This window comes from Amycolatopsis sp. cg13, from assembly GCF_041346965.1.
GTDB lineage: Bacteria > Actinomycetota > Actinomycetes > Mycobacteriales > Pseudonocardiaceae > Amycolatopsis.
Map to the genome: position 1 here is coordinate 5,817,149 of NZ_CP166848.1, position 25,146 is coordinate 5,842,294.

Here is a 25,146-nt window from a genome sequence, read left to right on the forward strand (position 1 = left end):
GCGCGTCAGTCGTGGGCCAGATCGGCGAACCGGCTGTAGTGCAGCTGGTGCGCGACCACGATCGTGCTCGTCGGACCCGCACGGTGCTTCGCCAGGATCAGGTCAGCTTCCCCGGCGCGCGGGTCGTCGCGTTCCCAGGCGTCCGGGCGGTTGATCAGGATGACGATGTCCGCGTCCTGCTCCAGCGAGCCGGATTCACGCAGGTCCGACAGCATCGGCTTCTTGTCGGTTCGCTGTTCCGGACCACGGTTCAGCTGGGAGATCGCGATCACCGGCACCTCGATCTCCTTCGCCAGCAGCTTCAGCTGACGGGAGAACTCCGACACTTCCTGCTGCCGCGATTCGACGCGCTTGCCCGACGTCATCAGCTGCAGGTAGTCGACGACCACGAGCTTCAGGTCGTGCCGCTGCTTGAGCCGGCGGGCCTTCGCGCGGATTTCCATCATCGTCATGTTCGGCGAGTCGTCGACGAACAGCGGGGCCTCGGACACCTCGCTCATCCGCCGTGCCAGCCGTGTCCAGTCGTCGTCGGACATCTTGCCGCCTCGCATGTCGGCCAGGCGGATTTTCGCCTCGGCCGACAGCATGCGCATCACGATCTCCGTGCGGCTCATTTCCAGCGAGAAGATGACGCTGGTCAGGCCGTGCTTGATGGACGCGGAACGGACGAAGTCCAGCCCCAAAGTCGACTTGCCGACACCGGGGCGGGCCGCGACGATGATCATCTGGCCGGGGTGCAGGCCGTTGGTCAGCTCGTCGAAGTCGGCGAACCCGGTCGGGATGCCCTGGGACTGCCCGCCGCGCGAGGCGATCGCGTCGATCTCGTCCATGGTCGGCTGGAGCAGGTCTTCCAGCGCGACGTAGTCCTCGCTCGTGCGGCGCTCGGTGACGTCGTAGATGGCGGCCTGTGCGCGGTCGACGACCTCGTCGATGTTCGCGCCGTCGGCCGCGGCCGCGCCGTAGCCGTACTGCACGATGCGCGTGCCCGCTTCCACGAGGCGGCGCAGCACCGCCTTTTCGGAGACGATCTCCGCGTAGTAGCCCGCGTTGGCCGCGGTGGGCACGGTCGCGATGAGCGTGTGCAGGTACGGCGCCCCGCCGACACGGCCGAGTTCGCCGCGCCGTTCCAGCTCGGCCGCCACGGTGATCGGGTCGGCCGGTTCGCCGCGGCCGTAAAGGTCGAGGATGCAGTCGTACACGGCCTGGTGCGCGGGCCGGTAGAAATCGCCGGGGCCGAGCGCTTCGATGACGTCGGCGACCGCGTCCTTCGACAGCAGCATGCCGCCGAGCACGGACTGCTCCGCCGCGATGTCCTGCGGCGGCTGGCGGTCGAACCCGCCGGGGCCGGGGTCGCTCGGACCCGGATCGGACTCCGCGTACGCCGGACCGCGGTCATCGGTCACCGCCACTGCCCGGACACCTCCCCTCGCCCCGCCGTCGTCCCGGCCGGCCCCGTCGTCTCGCGTGCGCCTGTCCTGTGCCGAACCGCGTTCGCCCGCCGCCTCGCGCAAAGGCCAGCCCAGGCGAACACCTGTTCGAGTATGCCGGAGTCGGCCCGGCTTTCCCACCCGCCCGTCCGGTTCACTTCGATGATGGACCGGACGGTTCCCCGCGCCGGTGACCGCCACGCGGAGCCACCGGGAGTACTGGGCGCGAACGCACGCTAGGTCCCCCGGAAGGACGAGCGCAAACCCGGGTGTTGACCGTGTTGTGGATAACCTGTGGATGACTGGGGGCAACGAATCACAGGTTTCCGTGAGCCTGTGGACAAAGTGGGGACAGTGCAGATCGGCTTCACTGAACCCGCAGGTCAAGGCCTGTGCAGAGACTGTGGAGAACTCCGCGAAAACTCGTCCGGCGTGTCGTGTCGAACTGGTTCTTCGGCGTGTCGCACCCGGGTTGGTCCACCGCCCTGTGGATGGTTGCTACGCACGGTAGATCACCGACCCGATGGGCTGAACGAAGGAGAATTCCCCACGTGGCCTACCCGATGGCTGCGCACAGTGAGCGATCAGGCAAAAGCGCAGGTTAACCGCGTGCAAACGCGAAACCGGGTGAGGTTCACCGGCCGGACACCTCGCGGTGCCGTGCCGGGAACCCCACCCGGAGTAACGCTTGAGGCGGTCAGCCCAAGGCGCTCTGGGCTTGCCGCAGCCGTTCGACGATCGCCTGCTGAGTGCCAGGGGTGAACACGATGAGCGATTCCTTCCCTGGCCGCTCCTCCATCAGCCACCGGCCTTCGCTGGTGTCGATGAAGTTGACCGGTTTGGGCACCCGCCGCCGACGTCCGCCCTGCGGCCGGGACGCGACGTACAACGCGCCGCTTCCGGTGCGCGGCAGCTTCAGGATCCGCTGGATCTCCTTGAGCGGTTCCACCTGCGTGGTCCGCTGCCCGGTTTGCATGATCGAGCCCCGGGACACCTCTTCGGACCCGAAGGATCGCCCGCTCTCGTACTCGGCTTTGGTGGTGATCAGCGGCTGCCCGGCCGCCGGCTTGCCAGCCGGGATGAGGTCGAGAAACGTCTGCAGCAGCAGATCCGGACGCTGGCGGAGCACGGTGAGCGTCTGCTCGCCCTGGACACGGATCAAGCCGAAGCCACCGCCGTTGCCGCTGCCGACCAGTGCGCCGAAGTTCGCGGGACTGTCCTCAAACGCTCCGTCGAACCAGCCGTAGTACTCGAGCTGCGGGTGGGAGATGGACTCGACCAGCGCGAGCAGATCGCGATCCATCCCCCGGGGTCCCATGAGCCCCGCCGCGGTCAGCGCGGCGTTGACCTGCTGGTCGAGCTTCCGCTCGGCCGTCGGGTCGTAGAACGCCGCCGTCTCGGCGATGACCTGGTGCGGTTCCCCGCCCCGCCGCTTGATCAGATTGCACAAGGTGAAGACGGTGAACTTCGTCGGTGCGTCAAGAGAGACCACTGTGCTGGGCCTCATTCACCGATGACCGGAGGAACGGTCATCTGGTCCGAACCGAAGAGTTCGTTGGCGTCTTCTTCCACCAGGTACTTCGTCTGGTGCTCCTCGTCTTCCTGGCCCTTGCCGCCCTTGGCTCCGGCGCCCATGCCGCCCATTCCGGCCGCGCCTGCCTTGCCGGCCGCGCCGCCGCGCATTCCGCCCATGCCGCCTGCACCGGCACCAGCGCCAGCCCCGGCACCGCCTGCCGCGGCTCCAGAGCCGGAGCCGCCGGGGCCGAACCCCGCGCCGCCGAACGCGCCGGGACCGAAGGCCGCACCCGCGCCCGTACCGGCGCCTCCGCCCCCGCCACCGCCGGGGCCGAACTGGCCGGCTCCGCCGCCGGGCCCAAAGGTGCTCGGGTTGAACCTCGACGTGTCAGTCGGAGGCGTCCAGCCGGAGGTCGACGTGTTGTCGTTCGGGCCGGTGTAGTGGCCAGGCCCGTTCGGGTCGTTGAACTGGCCAGGACCGGTCGGCACCTTGGTGTGCGGCCCGTTCGGCCCGTTCGGCCCGTTCGGGTCGAACTTGGGCGTGTCCACCTTCGGCGGCGAGAAGCTGCCGCCACCGCCACCGGGCCCGCCGCTGAATCCGCCCGGCCCCCCGCTGGGACCGCCGCCGAACTGGCCGGGGCCGTCAGGGCCGTTGGAAAGGTTGTTGCCCTGCCAGGCGCTGTACTGCGGCAGTTTGCTCGCGTTCTGGCCGCTGGCGTTGAAGTAGTTCGTGTAAGCCTGGACGTTGGCTTTGGAGTTGTCGTTGTACTTGTTGATCTCGTCGTCTTTGTCGCTCATCGGGTTGAGCCCGTCGAGGAACCCCGCGGACGGCGGATCCTTGGGCAGGCTCTGCACCTTGCCCTTGACCGTGTGGAAGCACTGAGCCTGAGTGTCCAGGAAGGTGTGGCTCTTGCCGAGATTGGCGACGGAATCCTCGAGCCAGGTCTTGAGCGGGTGCGCGCCTGCTTGGGCAGCCGTGGCACCGCCGCCCTGCCAGGCAGCGTCCATCTTCTTGTTCAGGTTGTCGATCTCGGTGGCCCGGTCGCTGTGGATCTTCTCGAGATTCTTGGCCGAGCCCACCCCCTCGTCGAGAGACTGGGTGTTGCCAGCATTGATCTTCTCGTAGATCGTGTACGCGTCGATCGAGCGGCCGCCGAGGTCGGCGGACTGTTGCTGGGCTTCGGGTCCTCCGCTGAGGAGCCCGACCAGGCCGCCGACGGCACCGCCGACCACTGCTCCGACCGGTCCTGCGACAGACCCGGCAGCTGCGCCGACAGCAGCGCCTTGCAGCGCCTTTCCCGCAGTGTTGGCGTCATTCCCCATGATGAGCCACTCCTTCCGAAACAGGCGTCGGCCGCGAGTCGGTCACGATGCCCCCTTGAGATGTCCGATCATCGCGGTAGCGGCCTTCTTCGCAAGGCTGCACGGGTCCTTCTTGGCGTCGCCGATGCTGATGTTCGGGATGACTGAGACGGCGAGCTGGTCGGTGACGCCGACCCAAAGGCTGCAGCTGCCAGACGGACGGCTGTCCATGGTGTCGGCGAAGACCGCCGGGTAGCCGTCGATGCTGGTGGGCGTGAAGTAAGCCTGCTTGTCCTTCTGCGCGTAGATGTCGCTGATCCCGTTCTTGTTCTGCGGGAGCGCGCCGATGTCGATGTAGTTCGTGTTGATCGCAGCCGACTTCCAGACGCAGCCGCCCGTGACACCGCTGCTCTTCTCGCCCGGATAACGGACGCCGAGGTTCTCGGCTTCCGCGGCGTTGTACACACTGCAAGGGTCCGCGAGCAGGTCTTTGGTGGGCAGCGGCGAGGGGACCTTGGGCCCCGAGCCGCCGCTGTCGGACGGAGCGCTCGACCCTGCGGTCGCCGAAGGCTGCGGAGTACCGCCGGTTCCGCCCCCGCATGCGGTCAGCAGACCGAATGCGGCAACGGCAGCTGCGGCGAGCTGGACTGTGCGATGCGACATTGAGGTACTCAGTATCCCTTCGACTTCGCGGCCAGTTCGTCACGTTGCTGCTGCTCGGTGACCTTGATCTTGTTCTTGGCGGCTCGCAGTGCGGTGATGAAGTTGCCCACGTAGTCGAACATGCGCTGATGCTGCTCAAGGAGGGTCGCGCCGGACGGATTCGCGCCTTGATCCACGAAATCGTGGCTGGCGAACTCGTCGGCTGGCGGCTTGACCTCTTTGATCTTGTGGGCGTCGGTGAGATCCTGGTGCAAGTGATCATGCAGGTCTTCCCACTGCTTGATCACCGAGTCGATCTCGTCTTCGCTGAACTTGTAGCCGCCGGCCGTTCCGTACCCGCCGACCATGATCGGAGGCGTTGGTGGCACATCGCTGGACATCCTGGTGACCCCCTTTGGCACAGTTCTCGCTCCCCAAGCGGCGAGATCAGCAAGTTGGATGGTAACGCAAGCCAATTGGTTCCCGCTCGGTGTTCGCGAATCGAGGAGAGTGCGGCCGAGCTGGGAACTTAGGACTCTTTCCCGAGTCTCGGAGAGGTTACGAGGTGTGTCGTGGATATCCGATCATCGCGGTGGCGGCTTGCTGCGCGACTCCGCATCCGTCCCTGGTGGCACCGGGGCCGATCGACGGATTGACGGAAACGGCGAGTTGGTTGGCGAGACCCACCTTGAGCACGCAGTTGCTGGACCGATTTGTTCGGCGGCCGCAGCATCGAGTGCGGTGTAGGGGGTCGCAGAGCAAGTCAGCGGCCGGCATCGGGTTCGGGGCCTCGGGTCCGCCGTCGGGGGCGGCGCTTGAACTCGCGGATTCGCAGGCGGGGTGCAGTCGCCGCTGCACGCGGTCAGTGCCGAATGAGATGAGGGCCGCGGCGAGATGGGCGGGCGGTGCCTTGGGAACCCCTCGGCCTGAGCAGGATCGATGGAGAAAGTCCGTAGTGTACCGGCATCGACCGGATGCACGGTTTCGTTGAAACCGGTCGCCACAGCGCGAAACCGCCCCTGGGGAAGAATCCCCGGGGGCGGTTTCGCGGTAAAAGACGCGAGCGTCAGTTCGCGGCCGTGGCCTTGACCTCGAGCCGGAGGTCCACCTTCACGTTCGGGTGCAGGCGGGCGTTGACCGAGTGCTTGCCGACCGTCTTGATGTGGTCGCGCAGGTCCAGGACGCGCTTGTCGAGCAGCGGGCCGCCCTGGGCCTTGATCGCGTCGACGATTTCGCCGGCGGTGATCGAGCCGAACAGCTTCTTCGAGCCCGCCGCGGCCTTGCCGGTCAGCTGGATCGCGCCGAGGGCCTCGAGCGTCGCCTTGATCTCCTTGGCGTGGTCGAGGTCGCGGATGCGGCGGGATTCCTGTGCGCGCTGGATCGTGCGCACGTTCTTCTCCGCGCCCTTGCTGGCCACGATGGCGTAGCCGCGCGGCAGCAGGTAGTTGCGGGCGTATCCGTCCTTGACCTCGACGATGTCGCCGGGGCCGCCGAGGTTCGCCACGTCCGTGGTGAGAATGATCTTCGCCATGACTAGTGCTCCCCTCAGCGCGCGGTGGACGTGTAGGGCAGCAGAGCCATCTCGCGCGAGTTCTTCACCGCGATGGCGATGTCGCGCTGGTGCTGGCTGCAGTTGCCGGTGACGCGACGGGCACGGATCTTGCCGCGGTCGGAGATGTACTTCCGCAGCAGGTTGGTGTCCTTGTAGTCGATCGTCTCCGGGCGGCCCTTCTTCTCGGCCTTGCAGAACACGCAGACCTTCTTCTTGGGCTTGCGAATGGGTGGCTTGGCCACTGGTGTACTCCTGGAATTCTAGAAAGAAATGAGATCAGAACGGGGGTTCGTCGGAGAAGCCTCCGCCGCCACCGCCCGCGGGCGGGGCCGAGCCCCACGGGTCGTCGGCGGGCGCGCTGTTGCCGCCGCCGCGATTTCCGCCGCCGCCGTTGAAGCCGCCGCCTCCGCCGCCGCCGAAGTCACCACCGCCGCCGCCACCGCGGCTGACCTTGTTGACCTTCGCCGTCGCGTAGCGCAGCGAGGGGCCGATCTCGTCGACCTCGAGCTCGACGACGGTGCGCTTCTCGCCTTCCTTGGTCTCGAAAGACCGCTGCTTCAGCCGCCCCTGCACCACCACGCGGGCGCCCCGCGTGAGCGACTCGGCGACGTTTTCCGCCGCCTGCCGCCAGATGTTGCAGCGCAGGAACAGCGCCTCGCCGTCCTTCCACTCGCCGCTCTGGCGGTCGAGGGTGCGCGGGGTGGACGCGACGGTGAAGTTCGCGACCGCCGCACCGGACGGGGTGAAGCGCAGCTCCGGGTCGGACGTCAGGTTCCCGACCACGGTGATGACGGTGTCTCCAGCCACGGATGGCGTCCCTTCGGATCGGGCTCGGATCAGGCCTTGGCGGGCGCGGGCTTGGCCGCGGCCTTGACCTCGCGGCGCATGACCTTGGTGCGCAGCACGGTTTCCTGCAGCGACAGCTGGCGGTCCAGTTCCTTGACGGCCTCGGACGTCGAGTTCAGGTCCAGCAGCGCGTAGATGCCCTCGGCGTTCTTCTTGATCTCGTACGCCAAGCGACGGCGGCCCCACACGTCGACCTTCTCGACGCTTCCGCCCGAAGTGCGGATCACGTTGAGGAAGTTGTCCAGCGTGGGCGCGACCGTACGCTCGTCGAGCGTCGGGTCCAGGATGACCATTACCTCGTAATGGCGTGACATAACCACTCACCTCCTATGGGCTCGCGGTCACGGCGGATCCGTGACAGGAGGGTTTGTCCAGGTAAGCGTACCCGGCGGGTACGACAGTCCCGTCCGGCGGGTCAGCTGACGCGGCGCAGCACCCAGGTGCGGACCAGCCCGGCGGTGACGCCTGCCAGCACGATCACCGCGAGCAGCATCGGCAGCTGGACGTCAGAAGGCCGGCCCTGGCTCGCCAGCGCTTCGGCGTTGCCCGCGTTGCGGATGTCCGGGCCCTGCTGGCCCTGCGGGTCCTGTCCGGCCGAGGGCTGCTGCGGCAGCGCGCCGGAACCGGGCAGCGTGCCGTAGCGCGCGCCGGGGGCGATCGCTGTGCCGAGCGCGCCGGGGTTGCCCGGGGACGCGGTCGGGATGTTGCCGTAGTCGCGCGGCGGGGCGATCCCGGTCGATCCCGGCTGGTAGTTGCCGAGCGGGTTGCCGCCGCCGTTCTGCGCGGGCGCGTTGCCGTTCGACTGGGTGCCGCCGTTGGACGGGGAGCTCGAGGACGACGGCGCCTGGTAGTTGTTCGCCATCGTGGTCAGCCCGCACGCGGACGCGACGCCGCTGCGGATCCCGTTCAGCACCTTGGTCTTGGTGTCCGGCAGGACGCCGAGCCCCCATTCGTTCTTCAGCGCGTCCGAGACGACCTGGCCGATCGCGTCGCCGCTGATCGTGCCGCCAGCGGCGTTAGGGATCGCGCCGACCTGCAGGTTGCCCTTGTTCCCGATGGCGTTCGCCAGCGAATCCGGCCACACGGTGAGCAGCCGCCAGAAGTTGACCTGGTCCTTGGCCGACTGGCGGACGATCTCCTTGACCGCCGAACCGGGCACGGCGACCGAATCGCCCATGCCGCCGGTGACCGTGCCCTTGCACTGGTTCGCGAGCGTGGTCGCCGCGGACGCGGAGCCCGCGCCCAGGAACGTGCCGCCGGTGAAGAGGGCGGCGAGAGCGGTGACGGTGAGTGCTCGACGGGTTCGCTTCCAGGTGGGGATTTTCCGCACGAGCACTATCCTCCGGGGTCCGCGGGCATGGTTCGTCGCATCAGGAACAACGAATGGACTCCGGTAAAGATACTGGTGAGTTGGCCTAACCTGCAGCGGCCATTCGGCGGAGCACCCAGGTGCGGACCAGGCCCGCGCTGACTCCGGAGAGTGCCAAAACTGCCACCAGAACTGGCCAGTCCAACCCGTTCGTGTGGTTGCCGCCGGTGCCGGGCAATGCTTCGGCGTTACCGGCGTTCTGGATCGTGCGGTCGCCGCTCGAGGTGCCGTCCGGGTTGGCGACGCCGTACTGCGGTGCGTAACCCGGGATTTGGCTGCCATAGCGCAGCGAAGGCGACGGGCTGAACAATCCGGCCATGGCCATCGGGATGCCGCTGTAATCGCGCATCGGCGCGTATCCGGTGCTGTAGCCGTACGACAAATTGCTGAAATTCGGCAGGAAAGCCGAGAAAGGCGCTGCTCCGCCGCCGCTGTAGTCACCGAGCACTGGACTGTTCGAGCCCGGCATCTGCGACTGCTGTCCTGGCGAACCGCCCTGCTGCGGATTGCCGCCATTGCTGCCGGACGGTGGTTGCTGCGGGTTCGGGCCCGGGTTCTGCTTGCCCGGCTGGCCGCCGCTGAAGCCCTGGCCGACGGCGGCGACGCCCTGCTGGAGCGTGTTCGTGCCGCCCGCGACCGCGCCGTTGACCGCGCTCGCGGCGGGCGCGCCGATCACCGGGACCGGCGCGACGACGGTGTTGACCACGTTCACGGTGACCTTGCAGACCGTGCCGAGGAGCGAGTCGATGGTGCCGGTGAGCACGCCCGAGACCTGTCCGACGATGCCGAGGTCGATCGGGATGCCGAGCAGCGGAGTAGTCGCCTGGACGTGGTCGCCCGGGTGCGCGTTGATGGTGGAACCGCAGGACGCGGTCAGAGTGCCTGCCGACGCGGTGCCGGGGGCGGCGAGCGCGGCGGAGCCGGCCAGGACGAAAGCGGCGGCGCCCACTGCGGTTGCCCTCCGTGCCCGGTGCTGCTGCATGGCCGTCGACCCTTTCGCCGCGTCCGTTGTACCTGCCTTGCTGAGGACAACGACGGTAACGAAGACGAGTAACGCCCGCCTCCCCTCCGAGGTCAGGCATTCGGGTGGAAGCGGGCGCTACTCAGGGTGAGAGTTCAGGCGGGCTTGCGGCGCAGCCACGCGCGCACCAGCGCGGCGGCCACCATCGCGAGTGCGAGCACGGCGATCAGCAGCGGCAGCCGGGCGGGCGGATTGGCCGCGGGCAGCGCCTCGGCGGTGCCGGACTTCTTCGCGTCGACCGTCGGCACCTGGTCCGGCTGCGGCAGCTGGCCCGGGACGACCTGGGTGACGAGCGGGGCCTGCACGAAGCTCGCCGGGAGCATCGCGGCTCCGGTGAAGATGCCGGACACCGAGTCGAGGCCGGACAGCCCGTCGACCGAGGTCACCGGGCCGAGCGTGTCTCCGCCGGGGACGGGCTGGCCTGGTTCGCCAGGACCGGGAGCCGGTGACGGCGGGTTGGGCGTGGGGTTCGGCGGAGCGGGAGTCGGTCCGGGCGGCTGTGGGAGCGGCGCGTTCTTGAGCAGGCCCTGGGTCGTGTTGCCGACGCCGTTCGCCGCGGCCTGCACAAACGGGCAAGTGTCCTTCGCGGCCGTGTCGCCAACCGCCGGGACTTCGCCGACGCCCAGCGTCCGGACGGTGTCGCCGACCGGGAGCGTGAGCGCCGGGGCGTTGCCGTCGGTCTGCTTGGCCTTCGAATCGAGGCCGACCGTGAGCCGGTTCGGCGCGTTGAGCGGAGCGCCCGCGTCGAGCGCGAGGCCGGTGCCGTTCTTGCCGTTCTGCAGGGTGGATTCGCAGTCGCCGGACACGGTGGGGCTGGGATCCGCGGAAGCGGCGGCGGGAAAGGCGAGAACCGCGGACAGCAGCGGCGCCGCGAGCGCTACCCCGAGTGCGGTCATCCGTCCAGCGCGCTTCCGCATGCCTTCCTCCCCCGACGTGCTCACTCCGAATGGATCACGGAACGCGCTCACGGTACTCCACGAGCGTCACCAACTCGGGCGGAAGGGGGAGATTCGCCCGGTAGTAGCGTCAGGGCATGCAGATTGGCGCCCATGTCCGCGACGACGATCCGCTGGCCGCCGTCGCCGAGCGAGAAGCCGACGTCGTCCAGTTCTTCCTCTCCGACCCGCAGGGGTGGAAGGCACCGAAACCGCATCCGCACGGCGAGGAGATCAAGGCCTCCCCGGTCGAGGTGTTCATCCACGCGCCGTACCTGATCAACGTCGCGTCCAAGAACAACCGGATCCGCATCCCGTCCCGCAAGAACGTCACGCAGCACGCCGACGGGGCCGCCGCGATCGGCGCGAAGGGCCTGATCGTGCACGGCGGGCACGTCGGCGCGGGCGACGACGTCGAGGAGGGCTTGGTCAACTGGCGCAAGCTTTTCGAGCGCGAGGCGGAAAAGGGCGGCTTCGCGGTGCCGATCCTGATCGAGAACACCGCGGGCGGCGACAACGCGATGACCCGCGAGCTCGACGTGATCGCCCGGCTGTGGGACAAGGTCGGCGAGTTCGGCGCGGGCTTCTGCCTCGACACCTGCCACGCCTACGCGGCGGGCTGGGATCTCGCGACCGCGGCGGAGAAGGTCAAGGCCATCACCGGCCGGATCGACCTGGTGCACTGCAACAACTCCCGCGACGAGCACGGTTCCAACCGCGACCGGCACGCGTCGGTGGTCGACGGCGACGGCACGATCGAACCGGAGCTGCTCGCCGAGGTCGTGCGCCAGGCGGGCGCGCCGGTGGTCGTCGAGACGCCGGGCGAGGGCCAGGCCGCCGACATCGCGTACCTGCGCAAACAACTCGCTTGAGAGTTCGTGCGGGAACCCTGAAGCAGGGTTCCCGCACGAATCAACCGACCGGTTGCTCGGTGCGTGAGCGGCGGAAGGCGGCGAAGGTGACCTTGTCGCGGGCTCGCTCCAGCACGCCGCCCGCCGGGTCGTCGTCGCCGGAAAGCCGGACCAGGTCGGTGCGCGGACGGTAGATCTCGCGGAGCACCAGCACGCACAGCCCGACGACGGCGAGGTCGCGGATGACCACCCCGCCGAGGAACCAGCCCGCCGGCAGTCCTTTGTGGTCGACGCCGAGGTAATAGAACATCCGCGGCGCCCACACCGCCGCGTCGATGACCATCCAGCCCAGCAGCAGCCGCCAGCGCGGGATCGCCAGCACCGCCAGCGGGACGAGCCACAGCGAGTATTGCGGGCTCCACACCTTGTTCGTCAGCAGGAACGCCGCCACGACAAGGAAGGCCAGCTGCCCGAACCGCGGCCGCCGCGGCGCGGTGAGCGCGACGTACGCGATTCCGGCGCAGCAGAGCACGAACAGCACGGCGACCACGATGTTCAGCACGGTCGGCGTCTGTCCTTTTTGGAGCACGCCGTCGAAGCCCGCCCAGCCGGTGGCGTAGGAGACGACGTTGTAGAGCGAATCCGGGTCCATCGGGCGCAAGGTGTTGAGCCGGAAGAACTCCCACCAGCCGCGCGGCGCGGCCACGATGAACGGGACGTTCACCACCAGCCAGGCCAGCACGGTGAACGCCGCGGTCCGGCTCCACGCGCGCAGTTTCCCGGCGCGCAGGCACAACAGGAACAGCACGCCGAGCAGTAACAACGGATACAGCTTCGTGGCGACGCCGAGTCCAAACAGGACTCCCGCGACTTCCGGGCGTTTTCGCGACCACGCCAGGATCCCGGCGGCGGTGGCCGCGGTGGCGAGCGCGTCGAAGTTGGTAAAGGTATGGACCAGCACCAGCGGCGAGATGGCGACGAGCACCGCGTCCCACGGCCTGCGTTTCGTCGTCCGCCCGGTGGCCCATACGGTGACCAGCCAGGCGAGCGCGAGCCAGAACGCGGAGATGTTGAAGTAGATCGCCACCGGCAGCGCGCCGGGCAGCCAGCCCGCGTTCGCGACCGAGGTCCAGCCCGCCGCGAGCTTCGCGTTGATCCACTGGAACAGGCCGGTGACCACCGGGTACTCCATGTACCGGGTCTGGTTCTCGGCGGTCTGCGAATCCTCCTGCCACGACGTGACGTAAGGGAAGGTCTTCGCGTCGTCGAGCTTCTCCGAGCTGTAGAGCGGGACGATGTCGGAGTAGCACATCGCGACGAACGGACGGCCGGAGCGCCAGTCGAGCTGGTGCACGCCGTTGGAGTCGCTGTACTGCTGAATGCACGACGCCTTGCCGAACCAGCACACCACGAGCGCGAGCACGGCCATCGCGAGCCCGACGCGCTGCGGCGACCAGAACCACTGCCTGCCCACCGCCGCGTGCGTGCCGATCGGACCGCCGACGGGTCTCGTCGCGGCAGCCACCAGCGGGTCGTGCCGGCTGGGGGCGATTCGCTCCGCCGGGGTGAGCGTGCGGGGAGCCGAATCCGGCTCGTCGGCGGGGTCGGAGACGCGGGACACGTCGGGATGCTATCGGTCCGCGAGTGGGCTGCCGGTCATTTCGGATCCTCGTAAAAACCGGCAAGCACCTCGAATGCGGCGCCGAGGGCCACTGCCTCCTCGTCGAGATCGCTCACTTCGACGTCGATGCGCTGCCAGTACGGCACCGGCAGCAGGTCCCGCAGCTGCTGCGAGACGGTTTCGCGGTAGACCTCGGGCGCGCCGCGGATCGTCCGTCCGAACAGGACGATCCGCTCGAGATCGAGCACCTGCACCAGGTCGGCGAGCCCGATGCCGAGGAGCCGGGCGGCGTCGTGCGGGGTGCCCGCGGCGCGGTGCATGACCTCGACGCAGCCTCGGCGGCCGCAGGCGCAGCGCGGTCCGGCGTACGCGATGGTGGTGTGGCCGAACTCACCCGCGTTGGTGCGCGGGCCTCGGTAAACGCGTCCGTCGATCAGCAGTCCGACGCCGATTCCAGTGCCGACGAGCACCACCGCCGTCGCCGCCGAGGTTTCCTCCGGCCAGGCGTGCGCGAAGGCGGCGGAGTTGGTGTTTTTGTCCAGCGTGACCGGAAGCCCGGTGCGTTCGGCGAGCAGATCGCGCAGCGGGACGTCGTGCCAGCCGGGCATGTTCGTGGCGTCGCGGACGCGGCCCGCGTGGTGGTCGAGCGGTCCCACCGCGCCGACGCCGAGCCCGAGCACGCGCGCCGGATCGAGGTCGGCGAGCAGTTTGCCCGCGCCGTCGGCGATCGCGGTCACCGCGGCCTCCGGGCTGAACCCGATCGGCAGCGGGCCTTCCACGATGTCCTCGACCTCGCCGGTCAGGCCGGTGCGCAGCACGAGGTAGCTGTCCCGGTCGAGCTGCGCGCCGAGGGCGCAGCGGGCTTCCGCGCGCAGCCGCAGCATCGTGCGCGGTTTGCCGACGCCGGCCGCGGGTGCGCGCTCGACGTCCAGCAGCCCTTCCGGCAGCAGATCGGACACGATTTTCGACACGGCCTGCTGGGTCAGCCCGGACCGCTGCGCCAGCTCGACCCGGCTCAGCCCGCCCGCGCGCAGGATGTGCCCGAGCAGCAGCGCGCGGTTGTGGCGTCGCAGCCCGCGCAGGTTGACGCCGGTTTCCGCCATCGGCCGATCATCTCGGACGGGTGGCCTATTACGCAACAGTGTTGTTTAATAGAGGGCATGGCTGATGACGCGCGGGTCGGCATCCTCGGGTACGGGATCGGCGGCCGGATCTTCCACGCGCCGCTGGTCGCGGCGACGCCGGGCCTGGTCCCGGCCGTGCTGGTGACCGCGAACCCGGACCGGGCCGCGCAGGCGCGCGCCGAGCATCCCGGCGCCGAGGTGGTCCCGGACGCGGACGCGCTTTTCGCCCGCGCGGGTGATCTCGACCTGATCGTGGTGACCACGCCGAACCGCACGCACGTGCCGCTCGCCCTCCGCGCGATCGAGGCCGGGATTCCGGTGGTCGTGGACAAGCCGTTCGCGCCGACCGCGGCGCAGGCGCAGCAGGTCGTCGACGCGGCGAAGGCCAAGGGCGTCGGCCTCACGGTGTTCCAGAACCGCCGCTGGGATTCGGATTTCCGCACCGTCGGCAAGGTGCTCGGTTCCGGTCGCCTCGGCGAGGTCTTCCGCTTCGAATCCCGCTACGACCGCTGGGTGCCGAAGATCAAGGACAACTGGCGCGAGTTCGGCGACCCGGCCGAAGCCGGCGGTCTGCTCTACGACCTCGGCGCGCACATCGTCGACCAGGCGCTGCAGCTGTTCGGCCCGGTCACCCAGGTCTACGCGGAGGTCGACCGCCGCCGCCCCGGCGTGCAGGTGGACGACGACGTGTTCGTGGCTCTGCACCACGCGAACGGCGTGCGGTCGCACCTGTGGTCGTCAGCGCTTGCGGGCACTCGCAACCCGCGGTTCCGCGTGCTCGGCGATCAGGCGACCTTCACCAAATACGGCCTCGACGTCCAGGAGCCGCAGATCAAAGCCGGTCTCCGCCCCGGCGACGACGGCTGGGGCGTGGAGCCGGAAAGCGACGCCGGCCGGCTCGGCGTGAACGACGAAACCGAACTGGTGCCGACCGAAACCGGTTGCTACGAAGCGTTTTACGCCCAGGTCCGGGACGCGCTGCGCGGCGAGGCGGACTTCCCGGTCGACCCGGCGAGCGCGGTCGAGGCGTTGCGCGTGATCGAAGCCGCGCACCGCTCGGGCGCCGAAGGCCGCGTGATCACGCTCGGCGGCTGAAGCCGCCCCTGAACGGCCGTGGCCGCGACGGCCTCCCCACCGTCGCGGCCACGGCCTTTTCCTTACTCCTGTGGCGGATCTTCGCCCGTCGACGGACCGCCAGTGGGCGGATTGTGCGTCGACGGCCTGCCGGTCGGCCAGTGCGGGAGCCCGCTCGGCCAATGCGGCTGGGTGGGCCCGCCGGTGATCGGCCCGCCGTGGTCGTTGCCGTCGCCGCCCGGGTCCGGCGGGTTGGTGTTGGTCTGCGGCGGCTCGTCGCCCGCGTTCTGGTCGCCCGACGGCGGCGGGGCCTGAACGCCGATCAGCGGCACTTGGTCGAACTTCTCCGCGGGCTTGCCCTTGAGGTAGCCCTCGAGGAACTTCTGCCACATCGGACCCGCGATCGTCGAACCGTAGATCGGCGACGTGCCCGAACCGTGCAGCGCCTGGTCACCGTCCGCGCCGACCCACGCGGCGACCGAGACCGACGGCGTGTAGCCGACCATCCAGGTCTGCGCGTTCGCGTTCGCCGCCCACGCCGGTTCGCCGGACCGCACCGTGTGCTGCTGCGTACCGGTCTTGCCCGCGCATTCGTGCCCGGACGGGCACTTCAGGTGCGAGAAGTCGACCACCGGGCCCAGCGCCATGGTCACGTTGCCAGCGATCTGCTTGGCTTTGTCCGCGCTGCTGTCGAACGCCGGCTTGCCCGCACTCGGCTGCGCCTCGTAGGCGACTTCCTTCTGCGCGTTGGTCACCTTCAGCACGAAGTGCCGGTCGCGCTGGATGCCGTTGGCGGCGAAGGTCGCGTATGCGCTGGCCATGTCCGCGGGCGTGATCTGGGTGTTCCCGCCGCCGAGCGCGATGTTGGCGTCCGCGGTGGAGATCAGCGACTTGCCGCCGTTGTCCTTGGTCTTCACGCCCGCTTCCTGGGCGGCCTGCCCGACCGGGCCCGGATGCGTCTGGTTCAGCACCATGTCGTAGAACACCGTGTTCGCCGACCGCTTCATCGCCTCAGCGACGGTGCACTGCCCGGAGCAACTGGAACTGGGACCCGCGTTGCGCACCTTGCGGCCGTCGAAGACCCGGTTGTTGCTGCCGTCGAAGGTCTCGTTGATCCCCTTGCCCATCTTGAGGAACGCGGTGAGGTCGAACGCCTTCATCGACGAACCGGGGTTCTGCGGCGTGTTCGCCCAGTCGCGAGCGCCCTGCTTCTTCCCGTTCACGTCGACCAGCGCGGGCCCGCCGTAGTACGCGAGCACCCCGCCGGTCTTCGGATCGACCGCCACCAGCGAATTGAGCAGCCGGTCGTCGGACTGGTCCTTCAGCGCGTCGGTCGCCACCTGGGTCGCGACCTCCTGGGCGTGCTTGTCGATGGTGGTCTGGACCGTGTAGCCGCCCGCGTAGTACTTGTCGTCGTCGATGCCGTGCTGCGCCAGTTCGGCCTTCACCTGCACGTTGATGAACTTGTACGGCGCGTTCGCGTCGTCCTTCGATTCCTCGAGCGGGATGACCGACGGGAACTGCGCCGATTGCCGCTGCTGCGCGGTGATGTACTTGTTCTCGAGCATCCGGTCGAGCGCGGTGTTCCAGCGGCCTTGGGCCACCTTCGGGTTCTCCGAACGGCCCGGCTGCTGGATCAGCCCGGCCAGCAGCGCGGCCTCGGAGTAGTCCAGCTTCGAGACGTCCTTGTGGAAGAAGGCCTGCGACGCCGCGCCGATGCCGTACGCCCCGCGCCCGAAGTAAATGATGTTCAGGTACGCGGTGATGATGTCCTGCTTCTCGTACGTCTGGTTCATCTTGAAGGACTTCGCCAGCTCGGTCCATTTGCGGGTGAGCGTCGGGGCGTCGTTGTCGGTGGCCTTCTTGATGTACTGCTGCGAGATCGTCGACCCGCCGCCCGCCTTGCCGGTGAGCTGGTTGAACGCCGCGCGCAGCAGGCCGGTGACGTCGAAGCCGGAGTTGGTCTCGAACGACGAGTCCTCGGTCGCGATCACCGCGTGCTTCACCACGTCCGGGATCTGCTGCGGGGTGAGGATCTGCCGGTTGCCGCCGGATGGCACGTCCTTGCCCATCGGGCTGCCGTCGGCGTAGAGGTAGGTGACGGCCTGGTTCTGGCCCTGCGCGATGCTCTGCGGCGAGGGCACGTCGACCATGAAATAGGTGATCACGAACGCGATCGCCGGGACCACGATGAAGAGGCCGACGAACGCGTAGGCACAGCGCCGGATGATCTTCCAGCGTCTCTTTTTGCGCTGCGCGGGCGTGCGGCCCTTCTTGTCCAAGTCTTCCGCCGCGTACCCGTCGTCCGGATCGAGCGGGCCCTCGTCCCGGTAGTCGGCGTCGCGATAGCCCGGGTCGCGGTAGTCGTCCTCGACCATCCGGTGGGTCATCAGGTCCGGCTCGCGCTGCGGCGGCGGGACCGGACGGCGGCCGGGAGGCGGCGGACGGCGGCCCGGCGGCGGGGAACCGGCGGGCCCGGCCGGGCGGGTCGGACCCGCGGCGGGGCGCTGCGGACCGCGGGCCCACGGCGGCGGTCCGGGCTGGGAGGGAGGTGGTTGACGCCGCGGGTCGGGATCCCGGTCGGGCCAGGAGCGGCTGCGGTCGTCGTTCACTGCGGATCCTCTTCTCGGACACGGGCAGCCTGCGGACGCAGAAGGCCCTCTGATGACCAGACGCGGCAACCCCGGTCGAGGTTCACTCTCCTGGCCGATCCCCTTCGCGGGGGAGGGAGACCGTCGGTGAACCTACCGCACCCCCAGCCGGGCGGTACCGACGAAAAGAGGCTCCTCTCCGGCGCGGAGAGGAGCCTCTTGACGACGCGCAGTCGCGGATCAGCCGGTGCGTTTAGGCGGTTCGCCGTTCACGATGGGACCGCCTCCGCTGCCCGGGTTCCCGCCGTCGGTGCCGCCGAAGATGCCGCTCGGCCGGGTCGGGGTGGTCGTCGTCGAGGACGGCGGGTGCGACGAACTGGTCGGCGGCGCCGACGAGGACTCCGTGGTCGGCGGCGGCGCCTGCTCGCTGGACGATTCGCGCGTCGGCGGCGGGGCCGCCTTGGTCGACGTGACGACCTGGTCGGCGTCCTTGCCGATCGGGTCGACCTTGTCGAACTTCTCGCCCGGCTTGTCCTTCAGGTAGTTCGTCATGAAGTCCTGCCAGGCCGGACCCGCGATCGTCTTGCCGAAGATCGGCTTGCCGTTCTTGTCGTGCAGCGGCTTGTTTCCGTCGCCGCCGATCCAGATCGCGGCCGACACCGACGGCGTGTACCCGACCATCCAGGTCTGAGCATTACGGTCCTTGTAGGAGGCGGGGTCGCTGTCCTTCGGGTCGTACTGCTGCGTGCCGGTCTTGCCCGCGCATTCGTGGCCGCTCGGACATTTCAGGTGCGATTCGGCGATAACCGGGCCGAGCGCGTCGGTCACGTTCCCGGCGATCTGCTTGCTCTTGTCCGCGTTGTCGTCGAACGCTGGTTTTCCCTGCCCGGCGGAGTCGTCGAAAATGACCTCGTCCTGGGAGTTCGTGAGCTTCGAGACGAAGTGCTGGTCGCGCCGTACGCCGCCGGAGGCGAACGACGCGTACCCGGCGGCCATGTCCTCCGGGGTGACCACGGTGGCGCCACCGCCGAGGGCGATGTTGGCGTCGCTCGTGCCGAGCTTGGCCTTGCCCTTCGGGGCAGCCTGCACGCCCGCTTCCTTCGCGGCCTCCGCGACCCGGGCCGGTTTCGTCCAGTTCAGCACCATGTCGTAGAACACGGTGTTCGCCGAGACCTCCATGGCCTTTTTGACCGTGCACTGCGGACCGCAGCTGGAGCTTTCACCCGCGTTGCGGACCACGCGGCCGCCGAGTTCCCGCCGGTCGGTGCCGTCGAAGGTTTCGCCGAGCCCCTTGCCCATCTTGAGCCAGGCCGTGAGGTCGTAGGCCTTCATCGACGAACCGGGGTTCTGCGGCACATTCGCCCAGTCCGTGGCCAGCGTGTCCTTGCCCGCGTCGTTCTTCACCGTGGTCGGCCCGCCGTAATAGGCGACCACGCCCCCGGTTCTCGGGTCGACGGCGACCAGAGCTCCTCTGAGGTTGTCGTCGGTCTGGCCCTCCATGTTGTCCTGGACGGACTGCGCCGCGATCTTCTGCGCGTTCGGGTCGATCGTCGTGTAGATCTTCGCGCCGGTGGAGGCCAGCTTGTCCTCGCTGTAGCCCTTCGCGTCCAGCTCCTGCAAGATGCGCTGCTGGATGTGGTAGTCCAGCGTTCCGGCGTCCTGCTTCTGCTGCGAGTCGCGCGGGATCAGCGTGGGGAACTGCGCGGCCTTGCGGTCGGCGGGCGAGAGCCAGTGGTTGGCCACCATCTGGTCCATCACGTAGTTCCAGCGCTTCTGGACGTACGCGGTGTCCTGGTCCTTGCCAGGGCCCTGGATCATCCCGGCGAGCAGCGCCGCCTCGGACGCGTTGAGCTGCCCGACGTCCTTGCCGAAGTACGCCTTCGACGCGGCGGCGATGCCGTTCGCGCGGCGGCCGAAGAAGACGATGTTCAGGTAGCCGGTGATGATGTCCGATTTGGACGTCTCGTTGTTCAGCTTGAACGACTTCGCCAGCTCGGTCCACTTGCGGGACAGCGTGGCCTGGTCGTTTTTGGTCGCCTGCTTGATGTACTGCTGCGAAATGGTCGAACCGCCGCCGGTGCCGCCGGTGGCCTGGTTGAAGACCGACCGCAGGATCGCCATCACGTTGAAGCCGGAGTTGGTCTCGAAGGTCGCGTCCTCGGCCGAGTACACGGCGTGCTTGACGACCTCGGGAATCTGGTTGGGCTGCAGCAGTTCGCGGTTGCCGCCCTCCGGGATTATCCGGCCCATCACCGATTTGTCGCCGTAGTAGAAGGTGATCGGCTGGCTCTGCTTCGCGAGCACGTCCTGCGGCGAGGGCACGTCGACCGTGAAATAGGTGATCACGAACGCGATCGCGGGCACCACGACGAACAGGCCGAACATCGCGTACAGCACCCGGCGGATGATCTTCCACCGGCGTTTGCGGCGCTGCCTCGGCGTGAGGTCGGCCTTGCTCTTCTTCTTGCCGTCCCCCTCGCCTTCCGGGTCGTCCTCGAAGTCCGCGTCGTCCGAGTACTGGGCGAGGCGGGTTTCCTCGTCGTACGGATCGTCGTCGTACCGGTCGTCGTAGGGGGCATAGCCGTTGTGCGCGGCGTGCGTGATCAGGTCCGGTTCGCGGTCGGTCTCCGGATAGGACGACGGCGGCGGAGGCGGCGGGACCCGGCGGCCCTGCGGAGGCCGTCCGCCGGGCGGCGGCTGCCGGAAGCCCTGGGTGGCATTCCCGTTAGGACCGCCGTTAGGGCCGCCCTGGGGCCCGGGACGTCCGCCCGGAGGCTGGCGGCGCGGCGGCGGCGCACCCTGTCCGTCGAGGATCCGCGACGCGCGAGTGCCCGAACCGCGGTCCTGCGGTCCGGGGCCTTGCGGAGGACGGCCTTGCGGAGCGCGGTTTTGCCCGGTCCGCTGCGGACGGCGCGGCTCGTCGGCCGCGGGCCACTGCGGACCGCCTTCGTCGCCGCTCGGCCACTCCGGACCGGCTTGGGCGCGCGGCGGCCGCTGGCCGCCCGTAGGAGGACGGCGGGGCGGCGCGGGGCGCCGGGGGGCGTCATCGGCAGGCCAGGCGGGACCGGGGTCCTCCTGGGGTCGCCGGGCACGGCGAGGTGCATCTGGCTCCTGGCTCGGCCAGGGGCGGTTGCGGTCGTCGTTCACTGATGGGCCTCCGAAGGCGGCGCTGTCTGCACTGGAGCCGCCCCGCGTTCTGCAGCGGTTGTGGTACTCGTCACTGCCCGGCAGTCCTTCGCGGCCGGGTCGGCTGGGGTTCTCCCGTGCCGAGGACATAGGACAGGACCAGATGGTTCCAATGGCACGTCCGGCACACCTCTACGTCATAGACGGTGAACTCCCCGAAAACCCCGGACATCCGGGTCAGTTCCGCGGGGGTGCGTGCCGATCCCGAAACGTGCTTGAGCTCGTCGCCGTACACCCATGAAACGAGGTGCAGCGGCGTCCGGCGGCACATCGGACAGGCCCGGTCCTCGGGTCTGCCGTGGAATTTCGCCGCGCGGAGCAGGTACGGGCTCGCGTCGCAGACCTCGTGGTCTCCGACGCGTCCGGAGCGGACGCCGGCCAGCAGCGCACGGCGCTGCAAGGCGTAATCCACAACCTGCCGCTGGTTTCGCACGAGGACAGAGTACGGGCTCTTTCTGTGTCCGCGGTGCCCCCTGCTTTCCCGCACCCTGGGCAACCGTTCGGACACGCCGAAACTTAGATAACGCTCTGATCACGGATCATCGGGCGAGTGCTGGTGGCGGGTTACTTCCGCCACTTCGATGTATCGGCGCGATATACTCGGCGAGTAGGTTGGCTGAGCCGGTTCCGTGTGATCAACGGTGCCGGTCGCGGCGTATTCCCGGAATGGGGTGTGGTGTGCTCGAACTCGCGATCCTCGGATTGCTGCACGAGGCGCCCATGCACGGGTACGTGCTGCGCAAACGTTTGCACGAGACGCTCGGGATGTTCCGGACGTTCTCGTACGGCTCGCTGTATCCGACCTTGCGCCGGCTGCTGCGGGCCGGTTATCTCGTCGAGGAGTTCGACGAGGCGGACGACCGGGCCTGGTCCCGGCGCGGCCGCCGCGTCTACAAGCTCACCGCCGAGGGCAAGGAACGCTTCGCCGAACTGCTCGGCGACGCGGGACCGCAGACGTGGGACGACGAGGGATTCGGCGTCCACCTGGCGTTCTTCTCGCGGACACCGGCCGACGTCAGGATGCGAATCCTGGAAGGACGGCGCCGCCGCGTCGAGGAGCGGCGCGAGGGATTGCGGGACGCGCTGGCCAGGGCCGAGGAGAAGATCGACCGCTACACCCGCGAGCTGCACCGGCTGGGGCTGGAGTCGAGCGAGCGGGAGGTGCGCTGGCTCAACGAGCTGATCGCGCACGAACAAGCCGAGCAGCGCGGCCCGGAGCAGCCGGGACCGAGTTGAGCGGCGGCCGCAACGGGGCGGCAGACCTGCAGATGCAAGTGAATGAGATTGAAGGAGAAACCGGCATGGGCGAGAACCGCCGCGTTCGGGTGGCCATCGTGGGCGTCGGCAACTGCGCCTCGTCGCTGGTCCAGGGTGTGCAGTACTACCGCGACGCGGATCCCGGTACGCGCGTCCCCGGTTTGATGCACGTCCAGTTCGGCGACTACCACGTGCGCGACATCGAGTTCGTCGCCGCGTTCGACGTCGACGCGAAGAAGGTCGGCCGGGACCTCTCGGAGGCGATCTCCGCCAGCGAGAACAACACGATCAAGATCGCCGACGTGCCGCCGCTCGGCGTCACCGTCCAGCGCGGGCACACCTTCGACGGCCTCGGCCGTTTCTACCGCGAGACGATCGAGGAGTCCGACGAGGCTCCGGTCGACGTGGTCGCGGCGCTGCGCGACGCGCAGGTCGACGTGCTCGTCTCCTACCTTCCGGTCGGGTCCGAAGAGGCCGACAAGTTCTACGCCCAAGCCGCGATCGACGCGAATGTCGCGTTCGTCAACGCGCTGCCGGTGTTCATCGCTTCCGACCCGGAGTGGGCGAAGAAGTTCGAGGACGCGGGCGTCCCGATCGTCGGCGACGACATCAAGTCCCAGGTCGGCGCCACCATCACGCACCGCGTGCTGGCGAAGCTGTTCGAGGACCGCGGCGTGCAGCTCGACCGCACGATGCAGCTCAACGTGGGCGGGAACATGGACTTCCTGAACATGAAGGAGCTGGAGCGGCTCGAGTCGAAGAAGATCTCGAAGACCCAGTCGGTCACCTCGCAGGTCGACCGCGAGCTCGGCAAGGGCAACGTCCACATCGGACCGTCGGACTACGTGCAGTGGCTCGACGACCGCAAGTGGGCCTACGTCCGCCTCGAGGGCCGCGCGTTCGGCGACGTGCCGCTGAACCTCGAGTACAAGCTCGAGGTGTGGGACTCCCCCAACTCGGCGGGCATCATCATCGACGCGGTGCGCGCGGCGAAGATCGCCAAGGACCGCGGCATCGGCGGCCCGATCCTGTCCGCGTCGTCCTACTTCATGAAGTCGCCGCCGGAGCAGTACGACGACTCGACCGCGCGTGATTCGGTCGACGCCTTCATCCGCGGCGAACTGGAGCGCTGACCCCAGCTCTGAGTCGTCCGTGAAGGACTCCTTGAGGGAATCTGATTCCCTCAAGGAGTCCTTCACGGCGTTAAAGGCCGGCGGAGACCAGCACCGTTTTCGCCATCTGGCCGGCGAGGACGTCGGGCATCCGTTTCCCGAATCGGACGGCGAGGTCGGCGACGCGTTCCACCCGCACGTCCCAGCCCTGGCCCGCGAGCCACTCGGCCGGGTCCCTGCGCGGCTCGGTGGAGAAGACGTCCTTCACGGCCAAGCCCATCTGCTCGCCCGCCTCGGACGTCTGGAAGGTGCCGGACAGTTCGGCGAGGTCGCCGAGCGGGATGTGCTCGGCCCCGATCCGGCTGCCCGCCGCGCACCGGGCGTGCACGAGGTCGAAGAGCAGTTCCTCGGCCCGCGCGGGCAGATACGGCAGCAGTCCTTCGGCGATCCACACGGACGGCCGGGCCGGGTCGAACCCGGCGGTTTCCAGTGCGGCGGGCCAGTTTTCGCGCAGGTCCGCGCCGACCGGGCACCGCCGGCAGCGCGGAGCCGCGCCGAGCCGATCGAGCACGTCCTGTTTGAACGCGAGCACGCGCGGCTGGTCGACTTCGTAGACGTCGCGGCCGGACAGGTCGAGCCGGAAGGCGCGCGCGTCGAGTCCGGCGGCGAGGAGCACGACCTGCGGCGCGTCGGATCCGGTGATCAGGTCGTCGAAGAATCGGGCGCGCAGCTGGACGTAGTCGGCGATCCCCGTCCAGAGCGCGTCGTCCACCGGTTCGGTCGGCAGCGGTTGCGGCGGATGCGCGGCGCGGACGAACTCCGCCGCGTACGGGTCGCTGACCAGCGGATCCGGCGACGCGGTCGCGATCGCCCGGCCCGCGGTCACCCCGAGCGCGGTGCGCCCGATGCTGCTGACGATGTCCCAGTCCCCTTGCGGCACAGCCATTTCCGCCCCTCTCGCAGATGAAGGCTCAGAATGGCGCCGCGCCTGCTACCCGGCTGTGAGCTGCGTTACTCGCTGAGCGCGGCGGGCAGCGCGGCCAGATTCGGCAGCACCGTGGCGTCCCGCAGCGCCGCCGGATCCGGCGGGAAGTGCGGGTTCGGCACCGCGAACACCGTCATGTCCGCCGCGAACGCCGCGAGCAGGCCGTTTGTCGAGTCCTCCACCGCCGCGCACCGGGAAGCTTCGACGTTCAGGAGCATCGCCGCGCGCAGGTAGACGTCCGGTTCCGGCTTGCCCGCGGCCACTTCCTCGCTCGACACCGCCACCGGGACCAGCGACGTCAAATCGCACGCCGTCAGGAACGAGTGGATCAGCACCGGCGGCGACGAGCTGGCGATCGCGACCGGCCAGTGCCGGGAGATCTCGCGGACGACCTGGTCGGCGCCGTCGATCACCGGCGGGCGGTCGGCGTAGCGGGCGGCCATCTCGTCGATCACGATGCGCGCGATCTCGTCCGGGGTGAGCCGCGCGCCGAGGGTTTCCACCAGGTAGCGCGCCCATTCCGGCGTGCTCATCCCCTGTTGCGCGCGCGTCGCCTCCGGCCGCCAGGTCCCGCCGTGCTCGGCTACTACGGAGCGGCGCACCTCGTCCCACGTCGTCTCAGAGTCCACCAGTACGCCGTCGAGGTCGAAGATCACCGCATCCACCGGACCAGCCTAGGGGGCGCGGCCCGGGCCACCTTGTGAGCCGAATTACTTCGCTACCCTAACTAATTTTT

Annotated in this window: 23 protein-coding genes; 4 read left to right on the forward strand and 19 right to left on the reverse strand. The window is 68.9% G+C overall.

What is annotated here, in order from left to right:
- Window positions 1-5 precede the first annotated feature (5 nt).
- The 12 genes from dnaB to AB5I40_RS27070 form a co-directional block, all read right to left on the reverse strand.
- Entirely contained in the window at window positions 6-1,409 is a 1,404-nt protein-coding gene (gene dnaB, locus AB5I40_RS27015; RefSeq protein ID WP_037809085.1) for a replicative DNA helicase, read from the reverse strand.
- 715 nt (window positions 1,410-2,124) lie between these two features.
- On the reverse strand, window positions 2,125-2,919 hold the full coding sequence (locus AB5I40_RS27020) for an ESX secretion-associated protein EspG (protein WP_370932823.1): 795 nt from the start codon (window positions 2,917-2,919) through the stop codon (window positions 2,125-2,127).
- An 11-nt stretch (window positions 2,920-2,930) separates the two neighbouring features.
- Window positions 2,931-4,265, reverse strand: coding sequence for a hypothetical protein (locus tag AB5I40_RS27025; RefSeq protein WP_370932825.1), 1,335 nt, complete (start codon window positions 4,263-4,265; stop codon window positions 2,931-2,933).
- A 42-nt stretch (window positions 4,266-4,307) separates the two neighbouring features.
- The gene (locus AB5I40_RS27030; protein WP_370932826.1) at window positions 4,308-4,907 is read right to left on the reverse strand and encodes a DUF3558 domain-containing protein; all 600 of its coding nucleotides are present in this window, start codon (window positions 4,905-4,907) and stop codon (window positions 4,308-4,310) included.
- An 8-nt stretch (window positions 4,908-4,915) separates the two neighbouring features.
- Entirely contained in the window at window positions 4,916-5,287 is a 372-nt protein-coding gene (locus AB5I40_RS27035; RefSeq protein WP_370932828.1) for a hypothetical protein, read from the reverse strand.
- Window positions 5,288-5,952: 665 nt separating this feature from the next.
- A complete protein-coding gene (rplI, locus tag AB5I40_RS27040; RefSeq protein ID WP_370932830.1) occupies window positions 5,953-6,417 on the reverse strand; it encodes a 50S ribosomal protein L9 in 465 nt (154 codons plus the stop codon).
- A gap of 14 nt (window positions 6,418-6,431) precedes the next feature.
- Window positions 6,432-6,680, reverse strand: a complete 249-nt coding sequence (gene rpsR, locus AB5I40_RS27045) for a 30S ribosomal protein S18 (RefSeq protein WP_009085242.1) — start codon at window positions 6,678-6,680, stop codon at window positions 6,432-6,434.
- 34 nt (window positions 6,681-6,714) lie between these two features.
- Window positions 6,715-7,245: a single-stranded DNA-binding protein gene (locus AB5I40_RS27050; protein WP_370932832.1), complete on the reverse strand. Its 531-nt coding sequence runs from the start codon at window positions 7,243-7,245 to the stop codon at window positions 6,715-6,717.
- 29 nt (window positions 7,246-7,274) lie between these two features.
- On the reverse strand, window positions 7,275-7,598 hold the full coding sequence (gene rpsF / locus AB5I40_RS27055; protein ID WP_344282605.1) for a 30S ribosomal protein S6: 324 nt from the start codon (window positions 7,596-7,598) through the stop codon (window positions 7,275-7,277).
- A gap of 101 nt (window positions 7,599-7,699) precedes the next feature.
- The gene (locus AB5I40_RS27060) at window positions 7,700-8,620 is read right to left on the reverse strand and encodes a hypothetical protein (protein WP_370932834.1); all 921 of its coding nucleotides are present in this window, start codon (window positions 8,618-8,620) and stop codon (window positions 7,700-7,702) included.
- Window positions 8,621-8,699: 79 nt separating this feature from the next.
- The gene (locus tag AB5I40_RS27065; RefSeq protein ID WP_370932836.1) at window positions 8,700-9,602 is read right to left on the reverse strand and encodes a hypothetical protein; all 903 of its coding nucleotides are present in this window, start codon (window positions 9,600-9,602) and stop codon (window positions 8,700-8,702) included.
- Between the two features lie 167 nt (window positions 9,603-9,769).
- Complete coding sequence (locus AB5I40_RS27070) at window positions 9,770-10,591, reverse strand: hypothetical protein (protein WP_370932837.1); 822 nt, start codon at window positions 10,589-10,591, stop codon at window positions 9,770-9,772.
- Window positions 10,592-10,707: 116 nt separating this feature from the next.
- Here AB5I40_RS27070 and AB5I40_RS27075 point away from each other — a divergent pair, with 116 nt between their 5' ends.
- On the forward strand, window positions 10,708-11,481 hold the full coding sequence (locus AB5I40_RS27075; protein ID WP_370932839.1) for a deoxyribonuclease IV: 774 nt from the start codon (window positions 10,708-10,710) through the stop codon (window positions 11,479-11,481).
- Between the two features lie 40 nt (window positions 11,482-11,521).
- On the opposite strand, the gene AB5I40_RS27080 is transcribed toward AB5I40_RS27075, so the two are convergent.
- Both AB5I40_RS27080 and AB5I40_RS27085 read right to left on the reverse strand, forming a co-directional pair.
- Entirely contained in the window at window positions 11,522-13,081 is a 1,560-nt protein-coding gene (locus AB5I40_RS27080) for a glycosyltransferase family 87 protein (protein ID WP_370932840.1), read from the reverse strand.
- 35 nt (window positions 13,082-13,116) lie between these two features.
- Window positions 13,117-14,184, reverse strand: coding sequence for an ROK family transcriptional regulator (locus AB5I40_RS27085; protein WP_370932841.1), 1,068 nt, complete (start codon window positions 14,182-14,184; stop codon window positions 13,117-13,119).
- 57 nt (window positions 14,185-14,241) lie between these two features.
- Here AB5I40_RS27085 and AB5I40_RS27090 point away from each other — a divergent pair, with 57 nt between their 5' ends.
- Complete coding sequence (locus tag AB5I40_RS27090; RefSeq protein ID WP_370932843.1) at window positions 14,242-15,300, forward strand: Gfo/Idh/MocA family oxidoreductase; 1,059 nt, start codon at window positions 14,242-14,244, stop codon at window positions 15,298-15,300.
- A gap of 62 nt (window positions 15,301-15,362) precedes the next feature.
- Here AB5I40_RS27090 and AB5I40_RS27095 read toward each other — a convergent pair whose 3' ends face one another.
- From AB5I40_RS27095 to AB5I40_RS27105, 3 genes are all read right to left on the reverse strand, one after another.
- Window positions 15,363-17,669, reverse strand: coding sequence for a transglycosylase domain-containing protein (locus AB5I40_RS27095; protein ID WP_370940614.1), 2,307 nt, complete (start codon window positions 17,667-17,669; stop codon window positions 15,363-15,365).
- Between the two features lie 441 nt (window positions 17,670-18,110).
- Entirely contained in the window at window positions 18,111-21,017 is a 2,907-nt protein-coding gene (locus tag AB5I40_RS27100) for a transglycosylase domain-containing protein (RefSeq protein WP_370932845.1), read from the reverse strand.
- A gap of 70 nt (window positions 21,018-21,087) precedes the next feature.
- Window positions 21,088-21,489 (reverse strand): DUF5318 domain-containing protein, encoded by a 402-nt coding sequence (locus AB5I40_RS27105; protein ID WP_370932846.1) that lies wholly within the window; start codon window positions 21,487-21,489, stop codon window positions 21,088-21,090.
- A gap of 245 nt (window positions 21,490-21,734) precedes the next feature.
- On the opposite strand from AB5I40_RS27105, the gene AB5I40_RS27110 reads away from it, so the two are divergent.
- Together AB5I40_RS27110 and AB5I40_RS27115 are read left to right on the forward strand one after the other, a co-directional pair.
- Window positions 21,735-22,292 (forward strand): PadR family transcriptional regulator, encoded by a 558-nt coding sequence (locus tag AB5I40_RS27110; RefSeq protein ID WP_037716279.1) that lies wholly within the window; start codon window positions 21,735-21,737, stop codon window positions 22,290-22,292.
- Between the two features lie 65 nt (window positions 22,293-22,357).
- Window positions 22,358-23,446 carry an inositol-3-phosphate synthase gene (locus AB5I40_RS27115; protein ID WP_370932848.1) on the forward strand — a complete coding sequence of 363 codons (1,089 nt, stop codon included), beginning with the start codon at window positions 22,358-22,360 and terminating at the stop codon, window positions 23,444-23,446.
- Window positions 23,447-23,516: 70 nt separating this feature from the next.
- On the opposite strand, the gene AB5I40_RS27120 is transcribed toward AB5I40_RS27115, so the two are convergent.
- The gene (locus tag AB5I40_RS27120; protein WP_370932850.1) at window positions 23,517-24,371 is read right to left on the reverse strand and encodes an SAM-dependent methyltransferase; all 855 of its coding nucleotides are present in this window, start codon (window positions 24,369-24,371) and stop codon (window positions 23,517-23,519) included.
- A 65-nt stretch (window positions 24,372-24,436) separates the two neighbouring features.
- The gene (locus tag AB5I40_RS27125) at window positions 24,437-25,075 is read right to left on the reverse strand and encodes an HAD family hydrolase (protein WP_370932851.1); all 639 of its coding nucleotides are present in this window, start codon (window positions 25,073-25,075) and stop codon (window positions 24,437-24,439) included.
- Between the last annotated feature and the right edge of the window lie 71 nt (window positions 25,076-25,146).